Source organism: Gordonia jacobaea, assembly GCF_965344965.1.
GTDB lineage: Bacteria > Actinomycetota > Actinomycetes > Mycobacteriales > Mycobacteriaceae > Gordonia > Gordonia jacobaea.
Map to the genome: position 1 here is coordinate 262351 of NZ_CBDRLS010000005.1, position 24737 is coordinate 287087.

At 66.4% G+C, this 24737-nt stretch carries 24 protein-coding genes; 9 read left to right on the forward strand and 15 right to left on the reverse strand.

Annotated features, from left to right (window positions below; translation table 11 throughout):
* Positions 1-51: 51 nt before the first annotated feature.
* From ACRVY7_RS18070 to ACRVY7_RS18080, 3 genes are read right to left on the reverse strand one after another with little or no spacing between them, the layout of a single operon-like run.
* A complete protein-coding gene (locus ACRVY7_RS18070) occupies positions 52-705 on the reverse strand; it encodes a DsbA family protein (protein WP_431818075.1) in 654 nt (217 codons plus the stop codon).
* Positions 706-751: 46 nt separating this feature from the next.
* Complete coding sequence (locus ACRVY7_RS18075; RefSeq protein WP_431818076.1) at positions 752-1540, reverse strand: cation efflux transmembrane domain-containing protein; 789 nt, start codon at positions 1538-1540, stop codon at positions 752-754.
* On the reverse strand, positions 1540-1875 hold the full coding sequence (locus tag ACRVY7_RS18080; RefSeq protein ID WP_431818248.1) for an ArsR/SmtB family transcription factor: 336 nt from the start codon (positions 1873-1875) through the stop codon (positions 1540-1542). The genes ACRVY7_RS18075 and ACRVY7_RS18080 overlap by 1 nt, the downstream gene beginning before the upstream one ends.
* A gap of 97 nt (positions 1876-1972) precedes the next feature.
* On the opposite strand from ACRVY7_RS18080, the gene ACRVY7_RS18085 reads away from it, so the two are divergent.
* The gene (locus ACRVY7_RS18085) at positions 1973-2773 is read left to right on the forward strand and encodes a DedA family protein (RefSeq protein ID WP_431818077.1); all 801 of its coding nucleotides are present in this window, start codon (positions 1973-1975) and stop codon (positions 2771-2773) included.
* On the opposite strand, the gene ACRVY7_RS18090 is transcribed toward ACRVY7_RS18085, so the two are convergent.
* Entirely contained in the window at positions 2657-3643 is a 987-nt protein-coding gene (locus tag ACRVY7_RS18090; protein WP_431818078.1) for a bile acid:sodium symporter family protein, read from the reverse strand. The genes ACRVY7_RS18085 and ACRVY7_RS18090 overlap by 117 nt on opposite strands.
* Positions 3644-3646: 3 nt before the next feature.
* Positions 3647-4195, reverse strand: a complete 549-nt coding sequence (locus tag ACRVY7_RS18095) for an SdpI family protein (RefSeq protein WP_431818079.1) — start codon at positions 4193-4195, stop codon at positions 3647-3649.
* Between the two features lie 88 nt (positions 4196-4283).
* Here ACRVY7_RS18095 and leuS point away from each other — a divergent pair, with 88 nt between their 5' ends.
* Both leuS and ACRVY7_RS18105 read left to right on the forward strand, forming a co-directional pair.
* Positions 4284-7205 carry a leucine--tRNA ligase gene (leuS, locus tag ACRVY7_RS18100; RefSeq protein ID WP_431818249.1) on the forward strand — a complete coding sequence of 974 codons (2922 nt, stop codon included), beginning with the start codon at positions 4284-4286 and terminating at the stop codon, positions 7203-7205.
* Between the two features lie 115 nt (positions 7206-7320).
* Positions 7321-8145 (forward strand): adenylate/guanylate cyclase domain-containing protein, encoded by an 825-nt coding sequence (locus tag ACRVY7_RS18105; protein WP_431818080.1) that lies wholly within the window; start codon positions 7321-7323, stop codon positions 8143-8145.
* A 9-nt stretch (positions 8146-8154) separates the two neighbouring features.
* On the opposite strand, the gene ACRVY7_RS18110 is transcribed toward ACRVY7_RS18105, so the two are convergent.
* Together ACRVY7_RS18110 and ACRVY7_RS18115 are read right to left on the reverse strand one after the other, a co-directional pair.
* The gene (locus ACRVY7_RS18110) at positions 8155-8766 is read right to left on the reverse strand and encodes a hypothetical protein (protein ID WP_431818081.1); all 612 of its coding nucleotides are present in this window, start codon (positions 8764-8766) and stop codon (positions 8155-8157) included.
* Positions 8767-8862: 96 nt separating this feature from the next.
* Entirely contained in the window at positions 8863-9195 is a 333-nt protein-coding gene (locus tag ACRVY7_RS18115) for a TfoX/Sxy family protein (RefSeq protein WP_049699222.1), read from the reverse strand.
* Between the two features lie 126 nt (positions 9196-9321).
* Between ACRVY7_RS18115 and ACRVY7_RS18120 the strand changes: the two genes are divergently transcribed.
* Positions 9322-10521, forward strand: coding sequence for an acyl-CoA dehydrogenase family protein (locus ACRVY7_RS18120; RefSeq protein WP_431818082.1), 1200 nt, complete (start codon positions 9322-9324; stop codon positions 10519-10521).
* A gap of 93 nt (positions 10522-10614) precedes the next feature.
* On the opposite strand, the gene ACRVY7_RS18125 is transcribed toward ACRVY7_RS18120, so the two are convergent.
* Positions 10615-11478: an RDD family protein gene (locus tag ACRVY7_RS18125; protein ID WP_431818083.1), complete on the reverse strand. Its 864-nt coding sequence runs from the start codon at positions 11476-11478 to the stop codon at positions 10615-10617.
* Positions 11479-11589: 111 nt separating this feature from the next.
* On the opposite strand from ACRVY7_RS18125, the gene ACRVY7_RS18130 reads away from it, so the two are divergent.
* Positions 11590-12582 carry a stage II sporulation protein M gene (locus tag ACRVY7_RS18130; RefSeq protein WP_431818084.1) on the forward strand — a complete coding sequence of 331 codons (993 nt, stop codon included), beginning with the start codon at positions 11590-11592 and terminating at the stop codon, positions 12580-12582.
* A gap of 24 nt (positions 12583-12606) precedes the next feature.
* Here ACRVY7_RS18130 and ACRVY7_RS18135 read toward each other — a convergent pair whose 3' ends face one another.
* The 5 genes from ACRVY7_RS18135 to ACRVY7_RS18155 form a co-directional block, all read right to left on the reverse strand.
* Positions 12607-13905 carry a DUF58 domain-containing protein gene (locus ACRVY7_RS18135; RefSeq protein WP_431818085.1) on the reverse strand — a complete coding sequence of 433 codons (1299 nt, stop codon included), beginning with the start codon at positions 13903-13905 and terminating at the stop codon, positions 12607-12609.
* Positions 13905-14966 (reverse strand): AAA family ATPase, encoded by a 1062-nt coding sequence (locus ACRVY7_RS18140; RefSeq protein ID WP_431818086.1) that lies wholly within the window; start codon positions 14964-14966, stop codon positions 13905-13907. The genes ACRVY7_RS18135 and ACRVY7_RS18140 overlap by 1 nt, the downstream gene beginning before the upstream one ends.
* Complete coding sequence (locus ACRVY7_RS18145; protein WP_431818087.1) at positions 14963-16333, reverse strand: DUF4350 domain-containing protein; 1371 nt, start codon at positions 16331-16333, stop codon at positions 14963-14965. The genes ACRVY7_RS18140 and ACRVY7_RS18145 overlap by 4 nt, the downstream gene beginning before the upstream one ends.
* Entirely contained in the window at positions 16330-17043 is a 714-nt protein-coding gene (locus ACRVY7_RS18150; protein ID WP_431818088.1) for a DUF4129 domain-containing protein, read from the reverse strand. Before ACRVY7_RS18150 ends, ACRVY7_RS18145 begins: the two co-directional genes overlap by 4 nt.
* A 212-nt stretch (positions 17044-17255) precedes the next feature.
* Positions 17256-17720: a winged helix-turn-helix transcriptional regulator gene (locus ACRVY7_RS18155; protein WP_431818089.1), complete on the reverse strand. Its 465-nt coding sequence runs from the start codon at positions 17718-17720 to the stop codon at positions 17256-17258.
* 55 nt (positions 17721-17775) lie between these two features.
* Between ACRVY7_RS18155 and ACRVY7_RS18160 the strand changes: the two genes are divergently transcribed.
* The 3 genes from ACRVY7_RS18160 to ACRVY7_RS18170 all read left to right on the forward strand — a co-directional run bounded on the left by ACRVY7_RS18160 (position 17776) and on the right by ACRVY7_RS18170 (position 20910).
* Positions 17776-19197 carry an MFS transporter gene (locus tag ACRVY7_RS18160; RefSeq protein WP_431818090.1) on the forward strand — a complete coding sequence of 474 codons (1422 nt, stop codon included), beginning with the start codon at positions 17776-17778 and terminating at the stop codon, positions 19195-19197.
* A gap of 98 nt (positions 19198-19295) precedes the next feature.
* A complete protein-coding gene (locus ACRVY7_RS18165; RefSeq protein WP_431818091.1) occupies positions 19296-20468 on the forward strand; it encodes a thiolase family protein in 1173 nt (390 codons plus the stop codon).
* 46 nt (positions 20469-20514) lie between these two features.
* Positions 20515-20910, forward strand: a complete 396-nt coding sequence (locus ACRVY7_RS18170; RefSeq protein ID WP_431818092.1) for a nuclear transport factor 2 family protein — start codon at positions 20515-20517, stop codon at positions 20908-20910.
* Positions 20911-21234: 324 nt separating this feature from the next.
* Here the strand turns inward: ACRVY7_RS18170 and ACRVY7_RS18175 are convergent, their stop codons facing one another.
* Positions 21235-21912 carry an SDR family oxidoreductase gene (locus ACRVY7_RS18175; protein ID WP_431818093.1) on the reverse strand — a complete coding sequence of 226 codons (678 nt, stop codon included), beginning with the start codon at positions 21910-21912 and terminating at the stop codon, positions 21235-21237.
* Between the two features lie 75 nt (positions 21913-21987).
* On the opposite strand from ACRVY7_RS18175, the gene ggh reads away from it, so the two are divergent.
* Positions 21988-23328 (forward strand): glucosylglycerate hydrolase, encoded by a 1341-nt coding sequence (ggh, locus tag ACRVY7_RS18180; protein WP_049699465.1) that lies wholly within the window; start codon positions 21988-21990, stop codon positions 23326-23328.
* Between the two features lie 111 nt (positions 23329-23439).
* On the opposite strand, the gene ACRVY7_RS18185 is transcribed toward ggh, so the two are convergent.
* Entirely contained in the window at positions 23440-24657 is a 1218-nt protein-coding gene (locus ACRVY7_RS18185; RefSeq protein WP_431818250.1) for an MFS transporter, read from the reverse strand.
* Positions 24658-24737 lie beyond the last annotated feature (80 nt).

Below are 24737 nucleotides of genomic sequence, written 5' to 3' on the forward strand. Positions count from 1 at the left end.
AATTTTTCGACCTTGTGGACAAGCGTTTCCCGGAGTCCCGGTCGACGTCGATCACGCAGACGCTGCCTCTTCCACGGCGGCGGTGAGTTCGTCGATTGTGGACGGTTGTAGCCGCTTCCCGTCGAGGAAGAACGTGGGAGTGCCTTGCACGCCCAGGGACAGGCCGTCGGCGACGTCGGCGCGGATTCGCTCGAGCGTGGCCGGGCTGTTGTAGGCGGCGTCGAAGGCTGCCATGTCGAGGCCGAGGTCAACGGCGAAGCCACGGAACAGGTCATCAGCGGGGACTTGCTGTTCACCCCACTGGGATTGGGTGGCGAACATGCGCTGGTACATCTGCTCGAACCGACCCTGCTGGGCGGCAGCTTCGACTGCACGAGCAGCGCGTTCGGCGTTGAAATGTCCAGGCATCGGGAAGTAGCGGACGACGAAGGTGACGCGGTCGCCATAGGCGCGCCGCAGGTCCTCGATGATCGGGTAGACGGCGCCGCAGGCTTCGCACTCGAAATCGAGGAACTCCACGAACTGCGCCCGGCTCTGCTCGGGCGAGGACAGGCGGTGACTGTCGGGGCGTACAACGAGATCAGACACTTCGGCAGTATCAGCCGGAGTCGGGGACGCGGCGTCGTCGATGGCAAAGACGGCAACACCGATACCGACGAAGATGGCAGCGAGTACCGCCCAGGCGATCTTGATCGGTTTGCTCACGCGTTCAGCTCCGAGGCGATGTCGTAGGGGAGTGGCATCGGTCTGGTCAGGCCGACTGCGACGCGTCCGGTGTGGCCCTCGGGGTAGCGCCCTGGCCCGTCACCTCCGTGCTGCAGCAGTCGCACCCAGCGGGCTCGCCGGCGCGCTGGCCGATGCTGGGTGCACAGCACGTGTCGCCCTTCCATGCGTTGATGCCCTCGCGGACCGCGATCGCGGCGATAACGAGAGCGGCGATCGGGTCGGCCCACGACCACCCGAGCAGGCTGTTGAGAAGTAACCCGAGCAACAGTACCGCCGAGAGGTACGTGCACAACAAAGTCTGTTTGGAGTCGGCCACCGCGCTCAGCGAGCCGAGTTCACGGCCGGCGCGACGTTCCGCCCACGACAAAAGCGGCATGATCAGCAAACTGACTGCCGCCAAGACAATCCCTATCGACGAGTGACGCGCCTCGCCACCAGTACCGAGGAGGGAACGTAGCGAGTCCACGCTCACGTAGGCCGCCAGGGCGAAGAACGAGAACGCGATGATCCGTAACGCGACCTTCTCGCGCCGTTCCGGATCCGAACCCGCAAACTGCCAGGCAACCGCGGCTGCCGACGACACTTCGATGACCGAATCCAGGCCAAAGCCGATCAAGGCTGTCGAGGACACACGCGCACCCTCGCCGATCGCGATCACAGCTTCGACGACGTTGTAGGTGATGGTCGCCGCGACGAACCACCGAATCCGACGCTGCAACAACTCCCGGCGGGCAACACTCAGTGCCGGCCGACTCGCATCGGGGAGACCCACCGACGGCCGACCCACCGACGGGAGACCCAACTCGTCGGCCATCAGCAGCAATCCTGCTCGTCGGAGGTTGGACAACACGTCGGGTCGACCGCGAGAACCAATCCGAGCAAGTCGTCCAAGGCGTGGGCAATCCGGCCGTCGGTCAGCTCGTATCGAGTGCGGCGACCTTCGGGTACCGCAACAACAAGCCCGCATCCCCGCAGGCAAGCAAGATGGTTCGACAAGACCTGGCGTGACACCCCGATCGCCTCGGCCAACTCCGCGGGATACGCGCCACCATTCCGCAGTCGCAGCAGCACCTGCGTGCGCGTCGAGTCTGACAACGCGTATCCGAACCTCGTCAGCGCATCGCGTTGACTCGCCGCCACGGTCTCCATGAATACAGACGGTACATCCATTTCTGTATTCACGACAAGCTGAACCCTTTCGGAGCCGGCCCGCCGGGATCGCCGTCGCGCAGCACCCTCGACGACCGTGGAGTCAGCCCCCGAGTTCCCCAAGCCGCCGCGTCGTCGAGTCAGAGCTGCGGCTAACGTCGGGCAGGTGCATTCACTCGCCGACTGGCTGATCGACCTGATCAGGTCGGTTCCGGTGTGGGCGGTCTACCTGATAGCCGGCGGCGTCGTGTTTCTCGAAACCGCGGTCATCTTCGCGGGTCTGATCATGCCCAGCGAGGCACTCCTCCTTGCGGCGGGCGTGGCTGCAGGCGTGGGCAATACCAACCTCGGCGTTCTGATCACGGTGGCCTGTGTGTGCGCGATCGCGGGCGATGCGGTCGGATTCTGGTTCGGAAGAGTGGGCGGCCCGCGCCTGATGGAATCACCTCTCGGGCGACGGTTCGGCGAACAGCGATGGGAACGGACGCGCGCGCGGCTCAATCAATCCGGAATGTTGATGGTCGCCGCGAGTCGCTGGGTCGGTTACGTCCGCACGCTCATGCCGAGGGTCGCCGGGATGACCGGGATGCAGTTCGTGCGGTTCGGCCTCGCCGACATCGTCGGGGCCGTCAGTTGGGTGACCGCCGTGCTGCTCGCCGGGTACTTCGCAGGCGCAGTCCTCGGTGCGACGATCCTGCTCTACGTCGTGATCGGGTTGGTGTGCTGCGCGGCGGTCTATGTGCTCGTCGTGTTCATCCGGCGTCGACTCGCCGCGCGGGCGTCAGCGGGCGTCGACGGCGTCGTGGCTGCGACTGTAGCGGGTGGCCAACCACGAGCAGAGAATGAGCTGGATCTGGTGAAAGATCATGAGCGGCAACACGATCAGCCCGACGACTGAGCCGCCGAACAGCACCGTGGCCATCGGTAGGCCGGTGGCGAGGCTCTTCTTAGTACCGCAGAACTGAATCGCGATGGCGTCGGCGCGGCTGAATCCGAGTCGCCGCGCGCTCCACCAGGTGAGTGCGAGCATCACGATGACCAGCACGGTGGCGATCACCGCAACCGCCACCACCTGCCACGCACTCACGATCGACCAGATCCCGTTGCGGACGCCCTCGCTGAATGCCGCGTAGACGACGAGCACGATCGACGCCCGGTCGACGAACTTGGTCGGCTCGGCGTATCGCTTGAGGAACGGCGCGACCAGCGGTCGGCAGAGCTGGCCAATGATGAACGGAACCAGGATCTGCAGCAGGATCTCGACGACCGACGACGCCGAGATGTGCACGCCATTCGTACCGCTCATCAGGGCCACCACCAGCAGTGGAGTCAATACAACACCAATGAGATTCGACGCCGAGGCGCTCACGATCGCTCCAGGTACGTTGCCGCGGGCGATCGACGTAAACGCGATCGACGACTGCACCGTCGACGGCACCAGCGTCAGGTACAGCAGGCCGGTGTAGAGGTCGTGACCGATCAGCGGTTCGACGAGGGGCCGTATCGCCAGGCCGACGAGTGGGAACACCAGGAACGTGAACGCCAGAATCGTCAGGTGCAGCCGCCAATGCGACAGCCCGTTGAGTGCCTCGCGGGGATGCAGGCGCGCGCCGTACAGGAAGAACAGGAATCCGATGGCGATCGTGACCGCCCAGTCGAGCACCTCGGCAAACGTCCCGCGCGCCGGGAAGAACGCGGCCACGACGACCGCAGCGAGAATCGCCAGAACGAAGCCGTCGATCGGAGACCGGGCGAGGAGTCGGCGCACGTCCTATTGAATGGGTGCGCGGTCGGGCTGTGCCGGTGCCGTACCGCTCGACGAATCGTCAGTGCTGCACATGCCGCGCAGCGTGCACGATGCGCAGCTGTCGGTGCCGCAGTCGGCGGCCGCGCTGGTCTCCGCAGGTTCCGCCGCATGTGCGTCGTCGACGCTGCCGTGATCCGACGAGCAGCAACTGCAGCCCGCATCATCAGCTGGGGCGACGGCGTCGGCCGCGCGCACGGCGTAACCGCTCACAGCGCCGACGATCAGAACACCAGCAACAAGCGCGACCAGTCCGAACACGACCGACCAGCCGCTGTCGACGGCGAGCGTCAGCGCGCCACCGGCGAACAAGATGAGCGCCGCGCCCAGTGTTCCGGGGGCCGCGATGCGGTTGGCCAGCGTGAACACCTCGGCCGAGGCCATCGTCGAATCGGTGCGGACTCCGAAGTATCGATTGCGCGGGAGTCGGCCGATCAGGCCCGCCACTCCGACCACCAGCCACACCAGGGCCAGCACAAAGACGCATACCGAGACGACGATCGACACCACACTCACCCGACCACCATACTTTTCCCGCCCATCCGACGTCGATTTCAGGGCAGGTGAAGCCACGATTTACCCTGGTGAGGTGAGCACCGCCGACATCTCCACCTCTGAGGGCGCCGCCGATCAGGCGAGCACCGACCCAGCTTCCGCGACTCCGGGGCACCGTTACACCGCCCGACTCGCGGGCGAGATCGAGGAGCGCTGGCAGCGCGAGTGGACTCAGCGCCACGCCTTTGAGGCACCCAACCCGGTCGGACCGCTGGCCGGCGACATGAGTGCCTTCGACGGCAGCGGCCCCGATGCCCCCGACAAGCTCTTCGTCCAGGACATGTTCCCGTACCCGTCCGGCGCCGGTCTGCATGTCGGACATCCGCTCGGCTTCATCGCCAGCGACGTGTTCGCGCGGTTCCGGCGCATGTCGGGCGCCAACGTGCTGCACACCATGGGCTTCGACTCCTTCGGTCTACCGGCAGAGCAGTACGCCGTGCAGACCGGTACGCACCCCCGCACAACGACCGAGGCCAACATCGAGCGCTACCTCGGCCAGATCCGACGCCTCGGCCTCGGGCACGACGAGCGACGTCGAGTCGCCACCACCGACGTCTCGTTCTACCGCTGGACACAGTGGATCTTCCTGCAGATCTACAACGCCTGGTACGACGACGAGGCCGGCAAGGCGCGTCGCATCGACGAGCTGATCGCCGAATTCGACAGCGGTGCACGCACTCTCGACGGCGGTCGGGTGTGGGCCGATCTGTCCGCAGCCGAGAAGTCCGATGTCGTCGACTCGTATCGTCTTGTCTACCTGAGTGATTCACTCGTCAACTGGGCTCCTGGCCTCGGTACCGTGCTGGCCAACGAGGAGGTCACCGCCGACGGCCGAAGCGACCGTGGGAACTTCCCGGTGTTCCGCAAGCACCTGCGGCAGTGGATGATGCGCATCACCGCGTACTCCGACCGCCTGCTCGACGACCTCGAGGTGCTGGATTGGCCCGAAAAGGTCAAGACCATGCAGCGCAACTGGATTGGACGTTCACGTGGCGCCCAGGTGCAGTTCCCGGTGCCTGGCGTCCCGGCACAGGCCGATGGCGAGGTGACCGTCGACGTCTTCACTACGCGACCCGACACCCTCTTCGGCGCCACCTACGTGGTGCTTGCCCCCGAACATCCGCTCGTCGACCCGCTCACCGCCGCCGCATGGCCGTCGGGTGCCGACGGCACGGCAGTCGATGAGCGGTGGACCTACGGAGCGTCGACGCCTGCCGAGGCGATCAAAAACTATCGCGCGTCGATCGCGGCGAAGTCTGATCTCGAGCGGCAGGAGAACAAGGAGAAGACCGGCGTCTTCACCGGGTCGTTCGCGACGAATCCGGTTAACGGACGACAGGTTCCGGTCTTCGTCGCCGACTACGTGCTGATGGGCTACGGCACGGGCGCGATCATGGCGGTACCTGCACACGACTCACGCGACTACGAGTTCGCGACGGTCTTCGGACTGCCCATCGTCGAGGTCATCGGCTCCGAGGCCGGCATCTCTGAGGAGGCGTACGTCGGCGACGGTCCGCTGGTGAACTCGGGCTTCCTCGACGGCAAGAACGTCGACGACGCGAAGGCCGCGATCATCGAGTGGCTCGAAGAGCAGGGCTCGGGGCAGGGCACCGTGCAGTACAAACTGCGCGACTGGCTCTTCGCTCGTCAGCGCTACTGGGGCGAGCCGTTCCCGATCGTCTACGACGAGGAGGGTCGCGCGCACGCACTGCCCGAATCGATGCTGCCCGTGGAGCTTCCGGAGGTCGAGGACTACGCGCCCGTCGCCTTCGACCCCGACGACGCCGACAGTGAGCCGAGTCCGCCGCTGGAGAAGGCGTCGGACTGGATCCACGTCGAACTCGATCTCGGCGACGGTCCGAAGAAGTACAAGCGGGACGCAAATGTCATGCCGCAGTGGGCCGGAAGCTCGTGGTATCAACTGCGCTACATCGACCCGACCAACGAAGAAGAGTTCTGCGCCAAGGAGAACGAGGCGTACTGGATGGGTCCGCGGCCGGAGCTGCACGGTCTCAGCGATCCGGGCGGCCTCGACCTCTACATCGGCGGCGTCGAGCATGCTGTTCTGCACCTGCTGTATTCGCGCTTCTGGCACAAGGTGCTCTTCGATCTCGGCTACGTCACCAGCAGTGAGCCGTATCGAAAGTTGTTCAACCAGGGCATGATCCAGGCCTACGCCTACACCGATTCACGCGGCATCTATGTGCCTGCGGAAGAGGTCACCGAGGTCGACGGCGAGTTCTTCTACAACGGAGAGAAGGTCACGCAGGAGTACGGCAAGATGGGCAAGTCGCTGAAGAACTCGGTGACTCCCGACGACATCGCCGCCGAGTACGGTGCAGATACGTTGCGGCTCTATGAGATGTACATGGGGCCTCTCGATCAGTCACGCCCGTGGGCAACGAAAGACGTTGTGGGACTGCAGCGATTCCTGCAGCGTGCGTGGCGCCTGGTCGTCGATGAGGAGTCGGGTGCCGTCCGCGTCGCCGACATCGAACCCGACGACGAGACACTTCGCCTGCTGCACAAGACAATCGCGGAGGTTCGTGAGGATTACAACGGCCTGCGCGACAACATCGCCGTCGCCGCGCTGATCAAATTGACCAGTCACCTGACCAAGCAGTTCCCCGACGGTGCGCCCCGCAGCACCGTCGAACAGCTCGTCCTGATGCTCGCGCCACTTGCGCCGCACATCTCTGAGGAGCTGTGGTCGCGGCTCGGACACGACGAACTGCTCGTGCGCGGACCGTTCCCGGTCGCCGACGAGCGCTACCTTGTCGACGACACCGTCGAGATCCCGATCCAGGTCAAGGGCAAGGTCCGCAGCCGCATCACGGTGCCCGCCGACGCCGACGAGGAGACGATCCGCGCCGCAGCACTCGACGACGAGAAGATCCTCGCGATCCTCGACGGCCAGCCGCCGCGCAAAGTGATCGTCGTGCCCGGCCGAATGGTGAACATCGTTCCGTAGCGGGCGCGCGGGGTTCGCTCGTCGAGCGCCCACTCGCTGGTCGAGCTTGTCGAGACCACCCGTCGCGCCCTCGTGCCCGCCGTCGCTGGTCGAGCTTGTCGCTACGATCTGACTCGTGACGTCCGACGATGACACCACCCCCGGCTCGACGCCGCCTGATGACAAGCCCGTGCCGTCGGGTCCGGCGCGTGTCGGCGAGTTTCTCACCCGGGCCGACCGGACGCCGTCGCTGATCCGTGCTGCTCAGCTGCCGCGAAAGCTGACGCCCGAGACGGTCCCCGAACTCGACCTCTCGCGCCCGACGCGCCTCTCCGATCGCATGGAGAAGCTGCTGACCGGGAGCGATCGGTCGCCCAGCGCGTCGCGCGAGCTGGCACTCAGCGTCGTGAAGGTGTGGCAGGCGCTCGTCGATCGCAGGTCGGCCACTGCCACCGCGAGCGGCGACGTGACGGTCCTGTTCACCGACCTCGTCGGATTCTCGTCGTGGGCCCTACGCGCAGGTGACGACAGCGTGCTGTCGCTGATCGGTGAGGTCAATCGGGTGAGCAGCGACATCGTCGGCGCTCATCGCGGCCGAATCGTGAAGTCGCTCGGCGACGGCGTGATGGCGGTGTTCCCCGATGCCGCCGACGCGATCCTCGCCGCGTTCGAACTGTGCGGCGCCGTCAGCGCGATCACCCATGACGACTACCGCGCGCAGTTGCGCGCCGGAGTGCACACCGGAACTCCCCGGCAGGTCGGTGGCGACTACCTCGGTGTCGACGTGAACATCGCGGCCCGCGTCGCCGATGCCGCCGGAACCGGCGAGGTGCTGGCCACCAGCGATGCGCTGCAGTCCGCTGACGGGCTCCAATTGCTTAGCCGCAAAAGACGTTTCAAGGCGAAGGGCACGCCACGCGATCTCGAAGTGTTCGCCGTGGTGCCGCTTCTCGATGAGTGAGTTAGGCCGTCAGCGATAGAACGGCGGCGAGACGTCCGGGTCGTCGGCGACCGTCTCGATACGCGTATCCCGAAGAAGACTTGCGATGGCCGCTGCCGACGCGCCGATCGTGGCGAAGTGCGGATCGATGTCTTCGGTGAAGCACCACGCCCTATCGGCAGGCCAGACGAATGCGGGCGCGGGCAGAATCGAGTGTCCGTGTCGCGGCGTCGGCTCGGGTTCGGGCGGCAGCCAACCCAGCATGTCGGTGTCGCCGACGAACAGGTGGTAGTCACGCATGGATGCTCCCCGCTCGTCGCGGATTTCGACGATGGGCGCGCCGCCGCTGAGCAGTTCTGGATAACCACACCCGTCCCAGATGAGGTAGTAGATCTCATCAGGAGTGGTGGTATGCGGACGCAGATCCTCGACTGCGATGGCGATCTGCCACAAATCGCCTGGCCCCAAGACGGATTCGACGTCGGTCTCACGTTGCCCCGGAAATGCGGGGTCGGGTATGCGCAACAGACGTGCATACGCATCGAAGCCGAGCGGCCCGCGGGTCACCGCTCGGGGCCAGTCTCGCCCGTCGGCCATCAGCCAGTCGGCCACCGAGGCGTCGTCGAATCGTCGGACAGTCATGGGGTTTCACAATGGCATTCGACGACGCTACAGCCAACAAAATTTCGGGAGACAGGATTTCGGGAGCCATGCCTTTCGCGAGCTACGTCGAGTCACTCACTTCGGCGGCAACGATCGCGCGTAGCCGACGCCCACGCCGACCCATTTCTCGAGCTGACGCTTGGTGCGGATGCCGTCAGTCGAGACCCGTAACCAGCCACGCGTCTCCCGACCCGACATGACCATCGGGGCGGTGTGCGCTTTGGCCAGGTAGGCGTCGGTCTCGTCGGGCGGCACGCGCACCAGCAGTCCACCTTGCCCGCTCGCCGCAACGGCCATGTTGCCGTCGACCAAGAACGCGAGGCCGCCGAACATCGACTTCTCGGCGACGCCACTCTCACCCGACAGCAGCTCGCGGATGCGGTAGGCGAGATCGTCGTCGTAGGCCATGTGGCCAGCGTAAACGGGCTCCGAGCTGCACGGGTCGGTTACGGCTGACGGACGACGCCCCGCAGGAGCGGAAAGCACTTGCGGGGAGGGCTGGAAATCTATCTTACCGCGCAGTAAGATACCGGCATGGCAATCAACCTCGAGCTCCCGCAGAAGCTCGCCCCGGTGACCGAGCAGGCGCATCTCGCCGCCGAGCACATCTTCCGGCCCATCTCGCGCACGTACGACAAGGCCGAGCACACCTACCCCCAGGAGCTCGACGAGCTCGGCAAACTCGCTCGCGAAGCCGCCCGCAAGGGACGCGAGTCCGACGCCGCGGACAAGTCGTCGGCGAAGAAGTCCGACGTCGTCAACGGCGGCAACATGCGTGCGGTGCTGCACGGCGTCGAAATGGGTTGGGGCGACGTCGCGCTCATGCTGTCGATTCCGTATCAGGGTCTGGGTAACGCCGCGATCGCCGCGGTGGCCAACCCTGAGCAGCTCGAGAAGTTCAAGGACGTCTGGGCGTCGATGGCGATCACCGAGCCGAGCTTCGGCTCCGACTCGGCCGCCGTCAGCACCACCGCGACACTCGACGGCGACGAGTACGTCATCAACGGCGAGAAGATCTTTGTGACCGCGGGGTCGCGCGCCGATCACGTCGTCGTGTGGGCGACCGTCGACAAGAGTGCCGGCCGTGCCGCGATCAAGAGCTTCGTCGTACCGATGGACACCGAGGGTGTGTCGGTCGTCCGCCTCGAGCACAAGCTCGGCATCAAGGCGTCCGACACCGCGGTGCTGCGCTTCGAGAACGCCCGTGTGCCCGCCGAAAACCTGCTCGGCTCACCGGAAGTCGACACCAAGAAGGCATTCGCGGGGGTCATGCAGACCTTCGACAACACGCGCCCGCTGGTCGCGGCGATGGCCGTCGGCCTCGGACGTGCGGCACTCGAGGAGCTGCGCGCGACACTCGAGGGCGCCGGACACGTCATCGACTACGACAAGCCCGCCGCCAATCAGGCAGCGGCCGTCCACGACTTCATCCGCCTCGAATCCGATTGGGAGGCTTCGTGGTTGCTGGCGATCCGCGCCGCGTGGATGGCCGACAACAAGCAGCCGAACTCGACCGAGGCGTCGATGTCGAAGGCCAAGGCGGGCCGCATGGTCACCGAACTGACCAACAAGGCAGTCGAGATCGGTGGCACCGCAGGCTATTCCGAGGTCGGGCTGCTCGAGAAGTGGGCTCGCGACTCGAAGATCCTCGACATCTTCGAGGGCACACAGCAGATCCAGCAACTGATCATCGCGCGACGCGTGCTCGGCAAGTCGAGCAGCGAGCTGAAGTAGCGGTCGCGATACCCACTCGACGGGATAAGGCGCACAGTCGACGGGATACAGCGCCCAGTCGGCCGGATACAGCACCCAGTCGACGCCGGGTGCTCAGCGGAGCACGCGGCGCCGAAGTTCCTCGTCGCGCTGTAGGCGGAGCCACTCGCGGTGTCGGCGTTGGGCCGCAACGGCATTGAGCACGTCCACGTCGTCGGCCCCGGCAGGTGGCGCTGGTGAGATGTACGGCGCGAGCGTCTGCACCAACTGCCTTGCGAGAGCGGCACGTAGGACGTCGTCGCGTATCGACGGCGCTTGATGGAGGAAGCCGCGGATCAGCATGGCCTGGTGGTCGGTCAGAACCCCGATGTCGGCGGTGCGCGCCCACTCTGCGAGGTATGGCGGCATGACCGCGGTGCCTGCGACCTCGAGCGAACGCCGGTCGCGGATCACGTAGGTGCCCGCGACGAGATCGCCGACGCGCTTGTCTTTGCGGCTGATGGCAGCGCACACAATCGCGGGCACACCGAAGAATACGAAGATCTCGACGACGCCGACGAGAGACCGCGTGAACGCGTGCCGGAAACCGATCGGGCCGGCGTCGTCGCGCACCGTGCGCAAGCCGAGCGCCCAATGCCCCAACGACTTTCCACGACTCAGCGTCTCCACCGCCGTCGGCAGGACGATCAACGCCAGCACCGACGACAACGCGAACGCACCCGCCAGCACAGCGCCGTCGCGCAGGCTCACGCCGACCTTCGCCGACACCCAGATCAACGCGATGAGTACGACGAGAGCGATCGCGACGTCGATCACTCCCGAAACGATCCGCCGACCGAGCGACGCCGGCGGAAGGTCCAGTGCGACTGCCTCACCCGAGACGAGGTCGTTGCGCCCGAGCCCGACCGTCCCGCCCGTGTACGTGATTGGCCCCGCGTACATGGTCGGCCCTGCATGCATGTTCGGCCCCGGGTACATACGCACTACCGTAGCGGCTGCGGTGGCGCGAACGTAGCGTCTCGTGGGCTACGCGAATGATGAATCCCGACAGGGGTACAGCCGTGCCCGTGGTCTGGCTAGGCTACCGATGTGGATCTCGACGCCTACGTACGAGCGAAGTCACCGACGTGGCAGAGACTCGACGAACTCTCACGCAAACGACACCTCACCGGCGCCGAATCCGACGAGATCCTCGACGCCTATCAGCGCACGGCCACGCACCTTTCGGTGATCCGATCGTCGGCGCCAGACCGTGCGGTAATCGCATACTTGTCGACGCTGCTGGCGCGGGCTCGTGGGCACGCACTCGGGTCGACCGTGACCACGTGGGACCAACTGGTGCGGTACGTCACGACGACTCTGCCCGCTGCGCTCTACAGCACTCGTCGGTGGTGGCTGACGGTGTTGGTCGTCTCGATCGCGTTCGCCGTCGGCATCGGCTGGTGGCTCCTCGACCACCCGACCATGGAGCACACCTTCGGGTCGCGGGAGCAGATCGAGCATCTCGTCAACGACGACTTCGAGAACTACTACTCCGAGAACGCCGCGTCGTCGTTCGCGTTCGAGGTCTGGACAAACAACTTCCGACTTGCGTTGCTGTGCATCGCCTTCGGGGTCTTCGGATTCCCGGTGATCTGGATGCTCTACCAGAATATTCTCAACCTCGCGGTGACGGGTTCGATCATGATCAACCATGGTCGGGCCGACCTCTTCTTCGGCCTCATCACCCCGCACGGGCTACTCGAACTCACGTGTCTGTTCGTGGCGGCGGGGGTCGGGCTGCGCATCTTCTGGTCCTGGGTCGCGCCCGGCGACCGGAAGCGCTCGGATTCACTTGCCGAGGCCGGACGTACCGCCATCGCCATCGGTATCGGATTGGTTGTGCTGCTGCTCATCTGCGGAGCCATCGAAGCGTTCGTGACCCCATCGGGTCTCCCGACGTGGGCGCGCATCGGTATCGGCGTCACCGTGTGGGTCGGGTTCCTCTTGTACGCGCTGGTACTCGGACGTCGCGCCCACGATCGCGGTGCCACAGGCGATCTCGACGAGATCGACCGCGGGTACAGCCTTCCCGTCGCCTGACAGATACCCGGGGAGGCAAGCCGCTCAGAGCATTCCGCGCGACTTCAACAGTAGGTAGTGGTCGGCGAGCGCTGCGGGAAGCTTGTCGGGCGCGGCATCCACGACGTCGACGCCGAGACGGCGTAACCCCGACGCCGTGCGGCCCCGCAACGTCAGTGTGCGCACCGCTGCAGCGGCGTCGTAGATCTCGCGGACGTCGTCGCGACGTTCAGCCATCTCGTCGAGCATGGGGTCGGATACCGATCCGATGACGACCTGGTAGCGCTGTGCGAGTGCGGCGAGCGGCGGCAGCAGCGACTCCTCGACCGCGGCTGGTTCGAGCGGTGTCAACAACACCACGAGTGCTCTCTGGCGCGACACCTTGCTCACCTCGGTGCACAGCATCGGCCAATCTGCTTCCACCAGAGCGGGTTCGAGCGGCGCCATCGCGGTCACGAAGTCGCTCAGCAACGTTGTGCGTGGCGCTCCGATGACCCTGCGATGCACGACGCGGTCGCCCGCGATGAAGTCGACCCGATCGCCCGCGTGCGAAGCAAGCGACGCCAGGAGCAGCGCCGCATCCATCGCGGCGTCGAGTCGCGGCGCGTCACCGACACGACCGGCCGACGTCCGCGATGTGTCGAGCACGATCACGATGTGCCGGTCCTTCTCCGGTTGCCACGTGCGGACGACGACGGAGCGACGTCGAGCGGTGGCACGCCAGTCGATGCTGCGTACGTCGTCGCCCTCGACATAGTCACGCAGGGAGTCGAATTCGGTGCCCTGACCGCGGGTGCGCACAGCTGACCGGCCGTCGAGCTGCCGCAGGTACGCCAGCCGCGAGGGCAAATGCTTGCGCGCGGTGAAGACGGGCAGCGCACGTACGAAGCCCGGAACGACGACGGTGCGCTGTCGGGCGCAGAGTCCGAGCGGACTGAGTCGTCGAACTGTCACGCCGACGGCCAGTCGGTCACCGCGGCGGGTGGGTGTGAGGGTCGTCGTCATCGACTCTGATTGCTGTGGGCCAAGATTCACCGGCCGTGGCGTCGTCGGGTCCGCGCCTGCGGACGGCTGCCATGCGTCGCGGATCAGACCGCGAAATCGACTGCCCGACAAGTTGCGCACCAGCAGCGTCGTCTGGGTCGATTGGCCGAGCTGAACCGGACCGCACGGCACTCGACGTAATTCGAGAGTGCGCGTGGGGTTTCCGACGACGGCGAGGTCGACCACCAGTAGCGCGACGCATAACGCGACCCAGGCCAACACCACCCAGTAGTGCGGGAACAACACCGTCGGAATGGCCCCCGCGAGGACGAGCGCGAAGAAGCGGCCGGTGATGACCATCAGCGTGGGACGGGAACGGAACCGATCGCCGCAGCCAGCACCGCGCCGACCGAGACTCCCTCGAGTTCGGCCTCCGGACGCAGCGAAAGGCGGTGCGCAAGAGTCGCTTGCGCCATCATCTGCACGTCGTCGGGTGTGACGAAGTCACGTCCGTTCAGCCACGCCCACGCGCGACTCGTGCCGAGGAGCGCGGTGGCACCGCGCGGGCTGACCCCGAGCGAGAGCGACGGCGACATCCTGGTCGCCCGGGCGATGTCGACGATGTAGGCGGCGATCTGCGGTGCCACGGCCACCCGTCGCACCGCTGCGGCGCCCGCGATCACATCGGAGCCCGATGCGACCGGTCGCAGACCGGCAGCAGCCAGATCGTGCGGATCGAATCCCGCTGCGTGCCTTGCCAATACGGTGATCTCGTCATCGCGCGGTGGAATCGGCAGGGTGACCTTCAGCAGGAATCGGTCGAGCTGCGCCTCCGGAAGCGGATAGGTGCCCTCGTATTCGACGGGGTTCTGGGTCGCCGCGACGAGGAACGGCTCGGGCAGGGCGCGCGGCACCCCGTCGACGGATACCTGCGCTTCTTCCATCGCTTCGAGCAGCGACGCCTGCGTCTTGGGTGGCGTTCGGTTGATCTCGTCCGCGAGAAGCAGATTGGTGAACACCGGACCTTCCCGGAAACTGAACTCCGACGCCGTGGCGTCGAAGATCAGTGATCCGGTGACGTCGCCGGGCATCAGGTCGGGGGTGAACTGCACGCGCGTGGTGTCGACGTCGAGGGCAGCAGCGACAGACCGCACCAGCAGTGTCTTGGCCACTCCCGGAACGCCTTCGAGCAGAATGTGACCGCGACACAGCAGCGCGATCAGCATCCCGGAGACCGCAGTATCCTGTCCGACAACGGCTTTGCCGACTTCGGCACGTACCGCATTCAGTCGGGCACGCGCGGACGTCGAGAATTCATCTGCGCCTGGCGAAGCCGTCTTGCCGCCCGCCACAGGCGGATACGACGCGGGCCGCGGGGGTGCCGGCGAAGTCGAGTGTGGCGGAGTTGAGGGTGCGGTCATGGTGTGCCCCGGACTTCCTTCTCTAGAGCGGTCAATTCAGTGGTGAAGACGACCAGCGCATCGTCGCCCTCGGGCAACGGGCCGGTCAGGAGTCGTGCGACGTCGCGGGCGTCTCGGTGTGTCGCCGCTGCCGCGACGCTGATGATCGCGGCGACAGACGAGTCGGAACCGTCCGGTGCCCATACGCCCGAGTCATCGCGTTCGTCGGAGGCGTCGAGCGCGTCAAGAGCGTGCACTGGGTCGTAGTGGAGTCCGAGGTACCCGGCGATGCGCGAGATGGTGCGGATGCGCAGGATCGCTGCCGCGCGCGTATCGGCTCCGGCGCGATGGTAGAGGCGTCCGCGGGCCTGGGTGGTCTCGATCGCCTTGACGACGGCGGGTAGCGGCTCGGTGACCATGGGGCCGAATCGTCGTCCACGCCAGAGCATCAGCGCGAAGACAGCGAATGTTGCCAGCAGGAATCCGGGGCCGATCCAACGCGGAATCTGAGAACGCGGGTCGGTGTCGGGCTCACCCGGTTCAGGTGGTCGATCGCCAAAGCTCGGAATGAACCAGATGAGTCGACCGGAGGAGGCGAGCACGCGGAGGGCAACGCCCGCATTGTCGTTCTCGGCGAGGGTGGCGTTCTGCCAGAAGTCGCCGTCGGTCACGACGATCTCGGGGTGCGAGCTCGTCGCGGGTACCACGACGATCTGTCCCGGCTGATCGGCCACATCTGAACCGGTGCCGGTGTCGTCGGGAAAGCAGGATGCCGCTGGCTGCGTCGGCGTGTACCTGGCGGCCGAGGAGTGCGAACCCAAGCCGATGCCTTGTGACGAGATGACGTCGTCGGGGGCGATCCCGAGGAGCGAGCACGCTGCCGTTGATCGGGTTTGCGCGATCAGTGAAACGGTCACCGGCAGCCCTAGCGCCTCGATCGCGCTGCCGGACGGTTGCAGCAGGATCACCCGCTTGACGCCGCGGAACTTGTCGAGGAGGTACGACGCGTTGGCCGGGGTGAGAGCGCCGGATCCGCTCAGGACGACGGTATCGTCGGCGCCCGGTGTCGTGCGATCGCGGAGTTCGTCGAGTCCCCGCGCCACGGTGACGTCGACACCGTGGTCGCTGATCACCTTCGTGACGGCACGGGCACCCGTCGGCCCGAGGTTGTCGGGATCGCCCGCCACCGAGTTGCTCGGCGTCGGCGGCTTCGGCTTCGACGACGGCGCGCCGCCCAGCGCGAGGGCGGCGACAAGCACGACGATCAGCACAGCAACCACGACTCCGAGGACGATCAACCAGGTTCGACGTCGATTTCGTGGACGCGACGGAGCTGGGCCGGACCGGCCCTCGGGAGCCGCGGGCGGCGCGCTCACGGGTGCGCTCACCGGCCGGCCGCCACATCGTCGTTCGTCATGTCGCCGTGCGTTATGTTCTCGCCAGCCACGGAAACGTGGTCCGTGTCAGACCGCGCGCGGCCCCTACGGATCGAGCGTTCCAGCTCGAGCATGGCCTGCGCCTGCGCGTGGTCGGCGTGTCGGTAGCCGTACTCGACGGCGTCGAAAAGTTCAGCGGCCCAACGGAGTTGGCCGCGCTTGTCGTCGAAGGCGATGCCGAGTCGACGCGACGCCTCGCGAGCGGTCAACGACGGTGCCGCGACGATGTACCCGCGTTCGATGCCCCGTCGGGCGAGTGCGCGCATCGCTTCGCGCACGCAACCGTCAGGATCGCCCCTATCGAGGAGTTCCTCTGCGGCCGAACGGTATTCGCCGGACTTGAGTGTCAGGTCGGCGAGGGGAGCCGACGTTTCGGTGCGCCGCGCCCGAGGGGTGCGTCGCACGAAGAAGATCGCGAAAGCCACGAGTGCGATGAGCACCAACACCACGACAACGATGGTCACGATCAGCGTCGTGTCCGGAGCTGGTCCGCCGGTGAAGAAGTCGTAGAGGACGGAGAAGAAGTTCCGTCTGGGCTCAGGCGGCTGCGCGGGCGTGGTGGCCTGCTCGTGATACTCCGGCTTCGACAGTTCGTCGTCGGCCCAGCGTCGGGCAGTGTCGTTGTCGGGATGCAGGCCGTCGGCCAGCAGCAGCACGCTCACGGCGCGAATCCCCGCACAGGCGGGTTCAGGGAGCGTGCGTCCATCGCGACCCCCTCATCCCGTGCTGTTCGTGGTCCCCGGCTGGTTCCCGCGCTGAGCTCTCAACAGCGGCCATCCGTAGCCGTCCGTTGCGAGGGCGAACTTATCAAACCGCCGACGGCACGGCCCAGATTGTCGGTTTCTCAGATGAAGGGTGAGGTCGTGGGTGATCGCTACTTGCGATGGAGTGCGAGCGAGATGTCGTCGGGTCCGAGTTCGGTGCCGTCGGGTCCGACGACAGCGGCATGAATGGGCTCGCCGTCGGTGTCGGTCAGGTCGAGCGGGGCCCCGCTGGGCTGGAGGTACCGGTCGCCCCACTGCATGAGCGCGACGATCACCGGCAGTAGCCCGCGGCCCTGCTCGGTGAGGCGGTACTCGTTGCGGACGCGCTGGCCGGGCTCGCGGTAGGGGACCTTCTCGAACAGCCCCGCCTCGGTGAGTTCTCGCAGCCGAGCCGACGCGACGGCGTCGGTGATTCCGACGCGGCGCGCGAACTCGTCGAATCGTGTTGCCCCGTAGAACGCTTCACGCAGGATGAGCATCGCGGATCGGGTGCCGATCACGCCCATGGCTTTGTCGATCGAGCACCGATCCGCTGTCCAGTTGTCCCTTTCGGCCAGAGGTCCACGTAACTCCATACCCACAGTCTAGCTGACTTGACGATGTCATAGTCAGCGGGTAAACAGTCTGACTATGGAAAACAAAAGCCAGAGCGAACGACGGCACAGCGCCGGTGCTCTTCTCGCGGTCGCGTGCGGCGCGCCGTTCCTGGTCGCACTCGACCTCTTCGTGGTCAACGTGGCATTCGACGACATCGCCGAGGACTTCGGCGGCGCGCAGCTCACCGCGGTCAGTTGGACGCTCTCGGCCTATGCGATCGTCTACGCCGCACTTCTCATCCCGCTGGGAGCCGCGAGCGACAGGCTGGGCAACCGCCGCGGCTTCATCGGTGGAGTCGTCGTTTTCACCGCGGCAAGCGCCCTCGCGGCATGCGCACCGACACTCGGTGTGCTCATCGCCGCGCGAGTGCTGCAGGCCGTCGGCGCGGCAGCGCTCACACCCGCGAGCCTGGCGCTGCTGGTGACGTCGGTGCCACCGGAGCGTCGGGCAGGTGCGGTGCGCATCTGGGCCGCGACGTCGGGGATGGCGGCGGCGCTCGGGCCGGTCGTCGGCGGTATTCTCGTCGAATTCTCCTGGCGTGCAGCATTTCTGATCAACGTGCCGATCGGAATCGCGTTCGTGATCGCGGCAGTTCGGGTCTTCGGACGCGACTCCGGTGTGCAGCAACAACGCTCCGGCGCTGCCGTCTCGGTCGGAATGCTCACGGGCGCCGTGCTACTCGCGGCCTCGAGCGCGCTCGGCGTCCTCTACCTGGTGCAGGGCGACGAGTGGGGTTGGGGTTCAGCGCGCGCGATCGCCGTGCTCGTCGCTGCCGTGATCCTGGGTGTGGCTTTCGTCTTCATCGATCGGCGATCCGACGACCCGCTGATCCCCACAAGGTTGTTCTCGCGCCCGGAGTTCTCGTTCGGAACGGCAGCGATGCTCCTGTTCAGCATCGCTTTCGCCGCCGGCCTGCTCGACGGAATCCTGTTGCTGCAGAAGGGCTGGGGCTATTCGGTGATCCGCAGCGGCCTGGCAGTCGCGCCCGGCCCGCTGATGGTGCCTGTGGCGGCGGTGCTGGTCTCCCGAATGGCAACCACGGTCTCACCGTGGTTGCTCGCCGCCGCGGGAGCGGGCCTGTGGGCCATCGGAATGGTGCTGATCGGAATCAGCACCGACGCGTCCGATCCCAACTACGCCGCCGGTTTCCTGCCCGGCTGGCTCCTCGGCGGATTCGGCGTCGGGCTGGTCATTCCGGCGTTGATCGCCACCGCCACAAGCGGACTCGACGCTGCCATCGCCGGCCGAGGCAGCGCGGTGATCACGATGTCGCGACAGCTGGGTACGACGATCGGCACCAGTGCGCTGGTCGCCATGCTCGGCGCGGGGGTCACGACGGGAACCTGGTGGGTCTGCGCGGCTTTCGCCGCAGGCGCAACGATTCTCGCACTCGGCCCGCTTGTGCGCCGCACATCCGGTCAGGCTCGCGCGGTCGCGGCGTCGAACATCGGTTGATCCGGTCTAGTGGTCTTGCGGTTTTGCTATCACTGCACCGCTCCGCCCGAACAGTCTCGGGCACAACATGATTCACCCCCACGAAAGGTATGAAGGTCATGAACACAGCAGTCATCGTCGACGCGGTGCGTACTCCGGTCGGCAAGGGCAAGCCGACGGGCGCTCTGCACGACGTACACCCGGTCGACCTCCTGGCTCACCCGCTGCGGGAACTACTGTCACGCAATGCAATTGATCCCTCCGACATCGACGATGTGATCACCGGCGTTGTCACGCAGGTCGGTGAGCAGAGCCTCAACATCGCACGTCGAGGGTTGTTGGCGGCGGGCTACCCGGAGTCGGTGCCCGGCGTCTCGCTCGACAGGCAGTGCGGCAGTGGGCAACAGGCGATCGCATTCGCGGCGCAGGGAGTCATCGCGGGCGCCTACGACGTGGTGGTCGGTGCGGGCGTCGAATCGATGTCGCGGGTACCGATGGGCTCGGCGGCATTTGGCACCGACGACCTCAACGGCGTGGCATTCGACGAACGCTACCCCGAAGGGCTTGTCGGGCAGGGTATCTCGGCGGAGCTGATCGCAGCCAAGTGGGGCATCTCGCGCACCGAGATGGACGAGTTCGCCCTGCGCTCACACGAACTGGCCGCCGCAGCGACCAAGAACGGACTCTTCGACAACGAGATCGTCCCGCTTGCGGGGCTGACCACAGACGAGGGGATCCGCGTCGGCTCGACGCTCGACACACTCGCAGGCCTTCGTCCCGCCTACTACGACGAGGCGATCGCGCAACGATTCCCGCAGATCGGCTGGAACGTGACAGCGGCCAACGCGAGCCAGATCAACGACGGCTCGGCGGCTGTCCTGGTGATGAACGAGGAGCGGGCGCGACAGCTCGGACTGCGACCTCGGGCGCGCGTGCACTCGTTCGCCGTCGTCGGCGACGACCCGCTGCTCATGCTCACCGCGATCATTCCCGCGACCCGCAAGGTGCTGGCCCGCGCGGGACTGAGCCTCGACGACATCGACCTGTTCGAGGTCAACGAGGCGTTCGCGTCCGTGGTGCTCGCCTGGGCAAAGGAACTCGACGTCGACCTGGACCGCGTGAACGTCAACGGCGGCGCGATCGCGATCGGGCATCCGCTCGGCGCGAGCGGTGCACGCATCGCCGCGACCGCCATCAACGCGCTCGAACAGCGCGGCGGGCGCTTCGTGCTGCAGACCATGTGCGAGGCGGGCGGAATCGCGAACGCCACCATCTACGAGCGCCTCGACTGATACTTTGTCTCCAAAGTAGAACACGTTCTAGATTTGGAGACCAAGTATGACCGTCGAACAAGAACAGACCGAGCTGTCGAGCAAGATCAACGCCGCCGTAGGTGCGTACATCGATCTGCTCACCAACGGCACCGCCGAGCAGATCGCGGATCTCTTCGCCGCAGACGCGACGGTGGAGGACCCGATCGGTGCCGACATCCGCAACACCCGCGAGCAGCTCGTCGAGTTCTACTCGATCATCACCGGCATGGACGAGCACGTCGCCACCCTGAACTGGAAGAAGATCGCGGGCGACACCGCGGTCTTCGAGTTCACGCTCGTCACCGGCAAGTCCGACATGCGGTTCGAGATCACTCCGATCGACATCATGGTCTTCGACGCCGACGGCAAGATCTCCTCCATGCGCGCCGTCTGGGAGCCGAGCGACCTCAAGCAGCTGTAGGGAGTTCCCGCCGATCGAGGGCTACCCCCGCTGATCGAGCTATCCCCGCTGATCGAGCTTGTCGAGATCACTCGCGGCGGAGAGTGGTCTCGACCAGGGTGCTCGCTGCGCTCGCGCCCGCTCGACCAGCGGCAACGAGCCGCCCGTTGATCGAGCGGAACCCCTCGCAGATCGAGCGTTATCCCTGCTGATCGAGCTTGTCGAGATCACCCGCCCGGGGGAGTGGTCTCGACCAGGGTGCTCGCTGCGCTCGCGCCCGCTCGACCAGCGGGAAGGAGCCAGCCGCTGATCGAGCGCTACCCTCGCTGATCGAGCCTGTCGAGATCACCCACGCCCGGTCGGCCGCAGCACGATCTCGGTGGGGTGCGCGTCGGCGGGGGTGTGGATAGCGGTGACCACCGCGCCCGCGACCGTCGAGGGCTTCAGGAACTTCGACGCGTCGTAGTCGTCGCCCTCGATCGCGACCAGCTCGCGCTGCATGTCGGTGTCGATTCGCCCGGGGAACACCGACGTCACGCGCAGCGCGGTCTCCTCGCCGCGCAGGGCGTCGGCCAGCGCGCGCAGCCCGAACTTGCTCGCGGCGTACGCGCCCCAACCGGGGTTGGCGCGAATCCCCGCGCCCGAGTTGATGAACACGACGTGACCCTGCGCCGCCCGCAGCGCGGGGAGCAGCACACGCGTCACCTCGGCCGCGGCAACGAGATTCACCTCGAGCACGTGACGCCATTCGTCGACGGCTGTCTCGGCGACAGTGCGCAGCGTCGAACCGACTCCCGCGCTATGGACCAGTACGTCCAGCGACGGTATTGACTCCGCGGCCGCGGCAACCGAAGCGTGGTCGGTGAGTTCGACGGCGAATGTCGTGGCACCCAGCTCCGCGGCGAGCGCGTCGAGTGCGGCCGACGGTCTGCCGCCGAGAATCAACGTGTGGGTCGGTGCGAGTTGTCGGGCGATCTGCTCGCCGAGTCCGCGGCTTGCTCCGGTGATCAATGCGGTTGGCACGCGTCCAACCGTACCGGCGGTCACGACCGACGACCTCGAGCGGCGAGGACAGTCGAGGCAGTGCAGAATCAACGCGTGGCCAGGTATGGATTCACCCCAACGCAGTTGTCGGCACGAGCCGCGTATCTGCTCCGCGGAAACGATCTGGGCACGATGACCAGCGCGGCACCCCGTCTCTACCCGCACATGTGGAGCTGGGACGCGGCGTTCGTGACGGTTGGTCTCGCACCGCTGAGCGTCGAGCGTGCCGTCATCGAGATGGACACATTGCTCTCGGCGCAGTGGTCGAACGGCATGATCCCGCACATCGTTTTCGCCAACGGGCGTGATGGGTATTTCCCCGGCCCCGGTCGATGGGAGTGCTCGCGCCTGGCCGACGCCGCACCCGACTATCCGGAGACGTCTGGCATCACGCAGCCGCCGGTGCACGCGATCGCGGTGCAGCGCATCCTGGATCACTCACGACGACACGGCCGTTCGACGCGGGCCGTCGCGAACGAGTTCATCGACCGCCGGTGGGGCGCGCTGATGCGGTGGCATCGTTGGCTCGCCCACGCACGCGATCCGCTCGGGCGCGGTCGCGTCACGATCTACCACGGCTGGGAATCGGGAATGGACAACTCGCCGCGCTGGGACGGTCCGTACTCGCGTGTCGTCCCCGGCGAGGATCTGCCGCCCTACACCCGCGCCGACCTCGAGCACGTCACCGACCTCTCGATGCGCCCGACCGATCTCGAATACGACCGCTACATCTGGCTCGTCGAAGAGATGAAACGAGCGCACTACGACGACGAGGTCCTGCCCAAGGTCATGAGTTTCATGGTCGAGGACGTCTTCGTCAGTGCGATCTTCGCCGTCGCATGCGATGTTCTCGCGACGATCGGAGAGGACTACTCCAAGCCGCGCGCTGACGTGCGAGACCTGCGGGCGTGGTCGGATCGGTTCAAGGCCGGCGTGGTGGCTGCCGCGAACGACCGCAACGGTGCCGCGCGTGATTTCGATCTGCGCGCGGGGCAGTGGATCAACTCCGAGACCATCGCGGTCTTTGCGCCCCTGCTGTGCGGCGGGCTGTCCCGTGATCGGGAACGAGCACTCCTACGACTTTTCGACGGCCCGCGCTTCTGCGGACACCCCGACCTGAGGTTCAGCGTCCCGCCGTCGACGTCGCCGATCTCGGCCGACTTCCGCCCACGCGAGTATTGGCGCGGCCCGGTCTGGCCCGTGATGACGTGGCTGTTCAGCTGGGCATTTGCACGCCGCGGGTGGACCGAACGCTCCGCCCGCCTCCGTGAAGAGGGCTTACGGCAGGCAACCGACGGCGCGTTCGCCGAGTACTACGAGCCCTTCACCGGCGAAGCGCTCGGCAGCATGCAGCAGAGCTGGACCGCGGCGTCGGTGCTCGACTGGCTCGACTGACTGCGGCTCCGTACAGGTCGACGCTCCGCATGAGTCGACGTGCCATAAGACGAAGGTTGCCCCGCGGTCCGGAGTGGACCGCGGGGCAACCTCTTTCGTATCAGGGGAGACTCAGAACTCTTCCGCACCGACCAGCGCGGCATCCTCGTCGACGTGGTGCGACTCCGCCTTCTTCGACTGCACGAACCCGACCGCGATCACGGCGACGGCACAGTAGCCGACGGCGAACCAGAACGGGGCCGCCGGAGCGAACCACTCCGCGAGGTAGGCGACCAACACGGCCGACGCCGCGCCGCCCATCCAACGCAGGAAGCTGTAGCCCGCACTGGCAACCGAGCGCGGCTTGTTGGGATCAGCCGACGACATAGCGACGCCGGTGAACAGCGTGTTGAGGATGCCCGACGGGAGACCCGAGAGCACGATCGCGAGTCCGGTCAGCCACACCTGGTCGGTGGCGACACCGACCGCTGCGAGCGCCATCACGACGCCGTAGCCGACGATCGCGGTCATCACGCCACCGCGCTGTCCGATCCACTCGGCGAGCCGCGGCCCGACGAAGACACCCGAGAGTGCGGTCAACAGACCCCAGCCGAAGAACACCATGCCCGCCGGAATCGGCTTGAGGCCCATGGCAAGTGGCGCGTAGGCGATGACCGTGAACAGTGCGCCGGTGTAGAACGCCGAGCCGATCGACGTCAGCAGCAACGTGCGGTTACGCAGCGCCTTGAGCGGGTCGACAATGCTGACCGCGACACGTTCTGAGCGCGGACCGTCGGCCGGCAGCATGAACGCACACAGCACAGCACCGATCAGCATGAGGACGGCGGTACCCGCGAACGGTGCACGCCACGTCCACGCTCCGAGCAGTGCTCCGAGCAGCGGACCGACGGCCAGGCCGACGCCGAGCGCGGCCTCGTACAGCAGGATCGCGCCGTGCTGCCCGCCCTTGGCCGCGCCGACGATGAATGCCAGCGCCGTCGCCATGAACAGCGCGTTGCCCAGACCCCAGAGCACGCGCATCGCGATGAGGTGGTCGATGTTGCCCGCGAACGTCGAGACGCCCGCTGCGATGACGATCAGCGCGAGGCCGACGGTCAGCGTGCGCTTGGGTCCGTAGCGGAACGCGGCCCAACCGGTGATCAGCATGGCGATCACCTGCACGCCCAGGTAGACGGCGAAGAGCAGCGTCAGCTTCGACGGCGGCGCGTTCAGTTCCTCGCGGATCGTGTTGAGGATCGGATCGACGAGGCCGATGCCCATGAAGGCGATGACCGCAGCGAACGCGGTCACCCACACGGCCCGGGGCTGACCCTTGAAGGTCTCGATCAGTGAATGGGAGTGCTCCTCTGGCGCCGACTGCGTCGGCTTCTCCGTCGTGGTTGTCACATCTACCTCGTGTTCAGTCGAAA

Excerpts from the sequence above, each read along its gene's own strand:
- ACRVY7_RS18075 (WP_431818076.1), bottom strand. The coding sequence starts at position 1,540 with ATGGCCGACGAGTTGGGTCTCCCGTCGGTGGGTCGGCCGTCGGTGGGT.
- ACRVY7_RS18080 (WP_431818248.1), bottom strand. The coding sequence starts at position 1,875 with ATGGAGACCGTGGCGGCGAGTCAACGCGATGCGCTGACGAGGTTCGGA.
- ACRVY7_RS18110 (WP_431818081.1), bottom strand. The coding sequence starts at position 8,766 with ATGACTGTCCGACGATTCGACGACGCCTCGGTGGCCGACTGGCTGATG.
- ACRVY7_RS18115 (WP_049699222.1), bottom strand. The coding sequence starts at position 9,195 with ATGGCCTACGACGACGATCTCGCCTACCGCATCCGCGAGCTGCTGTCG.
- ACRVY7_RS18120 (WP_431818082.1), top strand. The coding sequence starts at position 9,322 with ATGGCAATCAACCTCGAGCTCCCGCAGAAGCTCGCCCCGGTGACCGAG.
- ACRVY7_RS18125 (WP_431818083.1), bottom strand. The coding sequence starts at position 11,478 with ATGTACCCGGGGCCGAACATGCATGCAGGGCCGACCATGTACGCGGGG.
- ACRVY7_RS18135 (WP_431818085.1), bottom strand. The coding sequence starts at position 13,905 with ATGGTCATCACCGGCCGCTTCTTCGCGCTCGTCCTCGCGGGGGCCATT.
- ACRVY7_RS18140 (WP_431818086.1), bottom strand. The coding sequence starts at position 14,966 with ATGACCGCACCCTCAACTCCGCCACACTCGACTTCGCCGGCACCCCCG.
- ACRVY7_RS18155 (WP_431818089.1), bottom strand. The coding sequence starts at position 17,720 with ATGGAGTTACGTGGACCTCTGGCCGAAAGGGACAACTGGACAGCGGAT.
- ACRVY7_RS18160 (WP_431818090.1), top strand. The coding sequence starts at position 17,776 with ATGGAAAACAAAAGCCAGAGCGAACGACGGCACAGCGCCGGTGCTCTT.
- ACRVY7_RS18165 (WP_431818091.1), top strand. The coding sequence starts at position 19,296 with ATGAACACAGCAGTCATCGTCGACGCGGTGCGTACTCCGGTCGGCAAG.
- ACRVY7_RS18170 (WP_431818092.1), top strand. The coding sequence starts at position 20,515 with ATGACCGTCGAACAAGAACAGACCGAGCTGTCGAGCAAGATCAACGCC.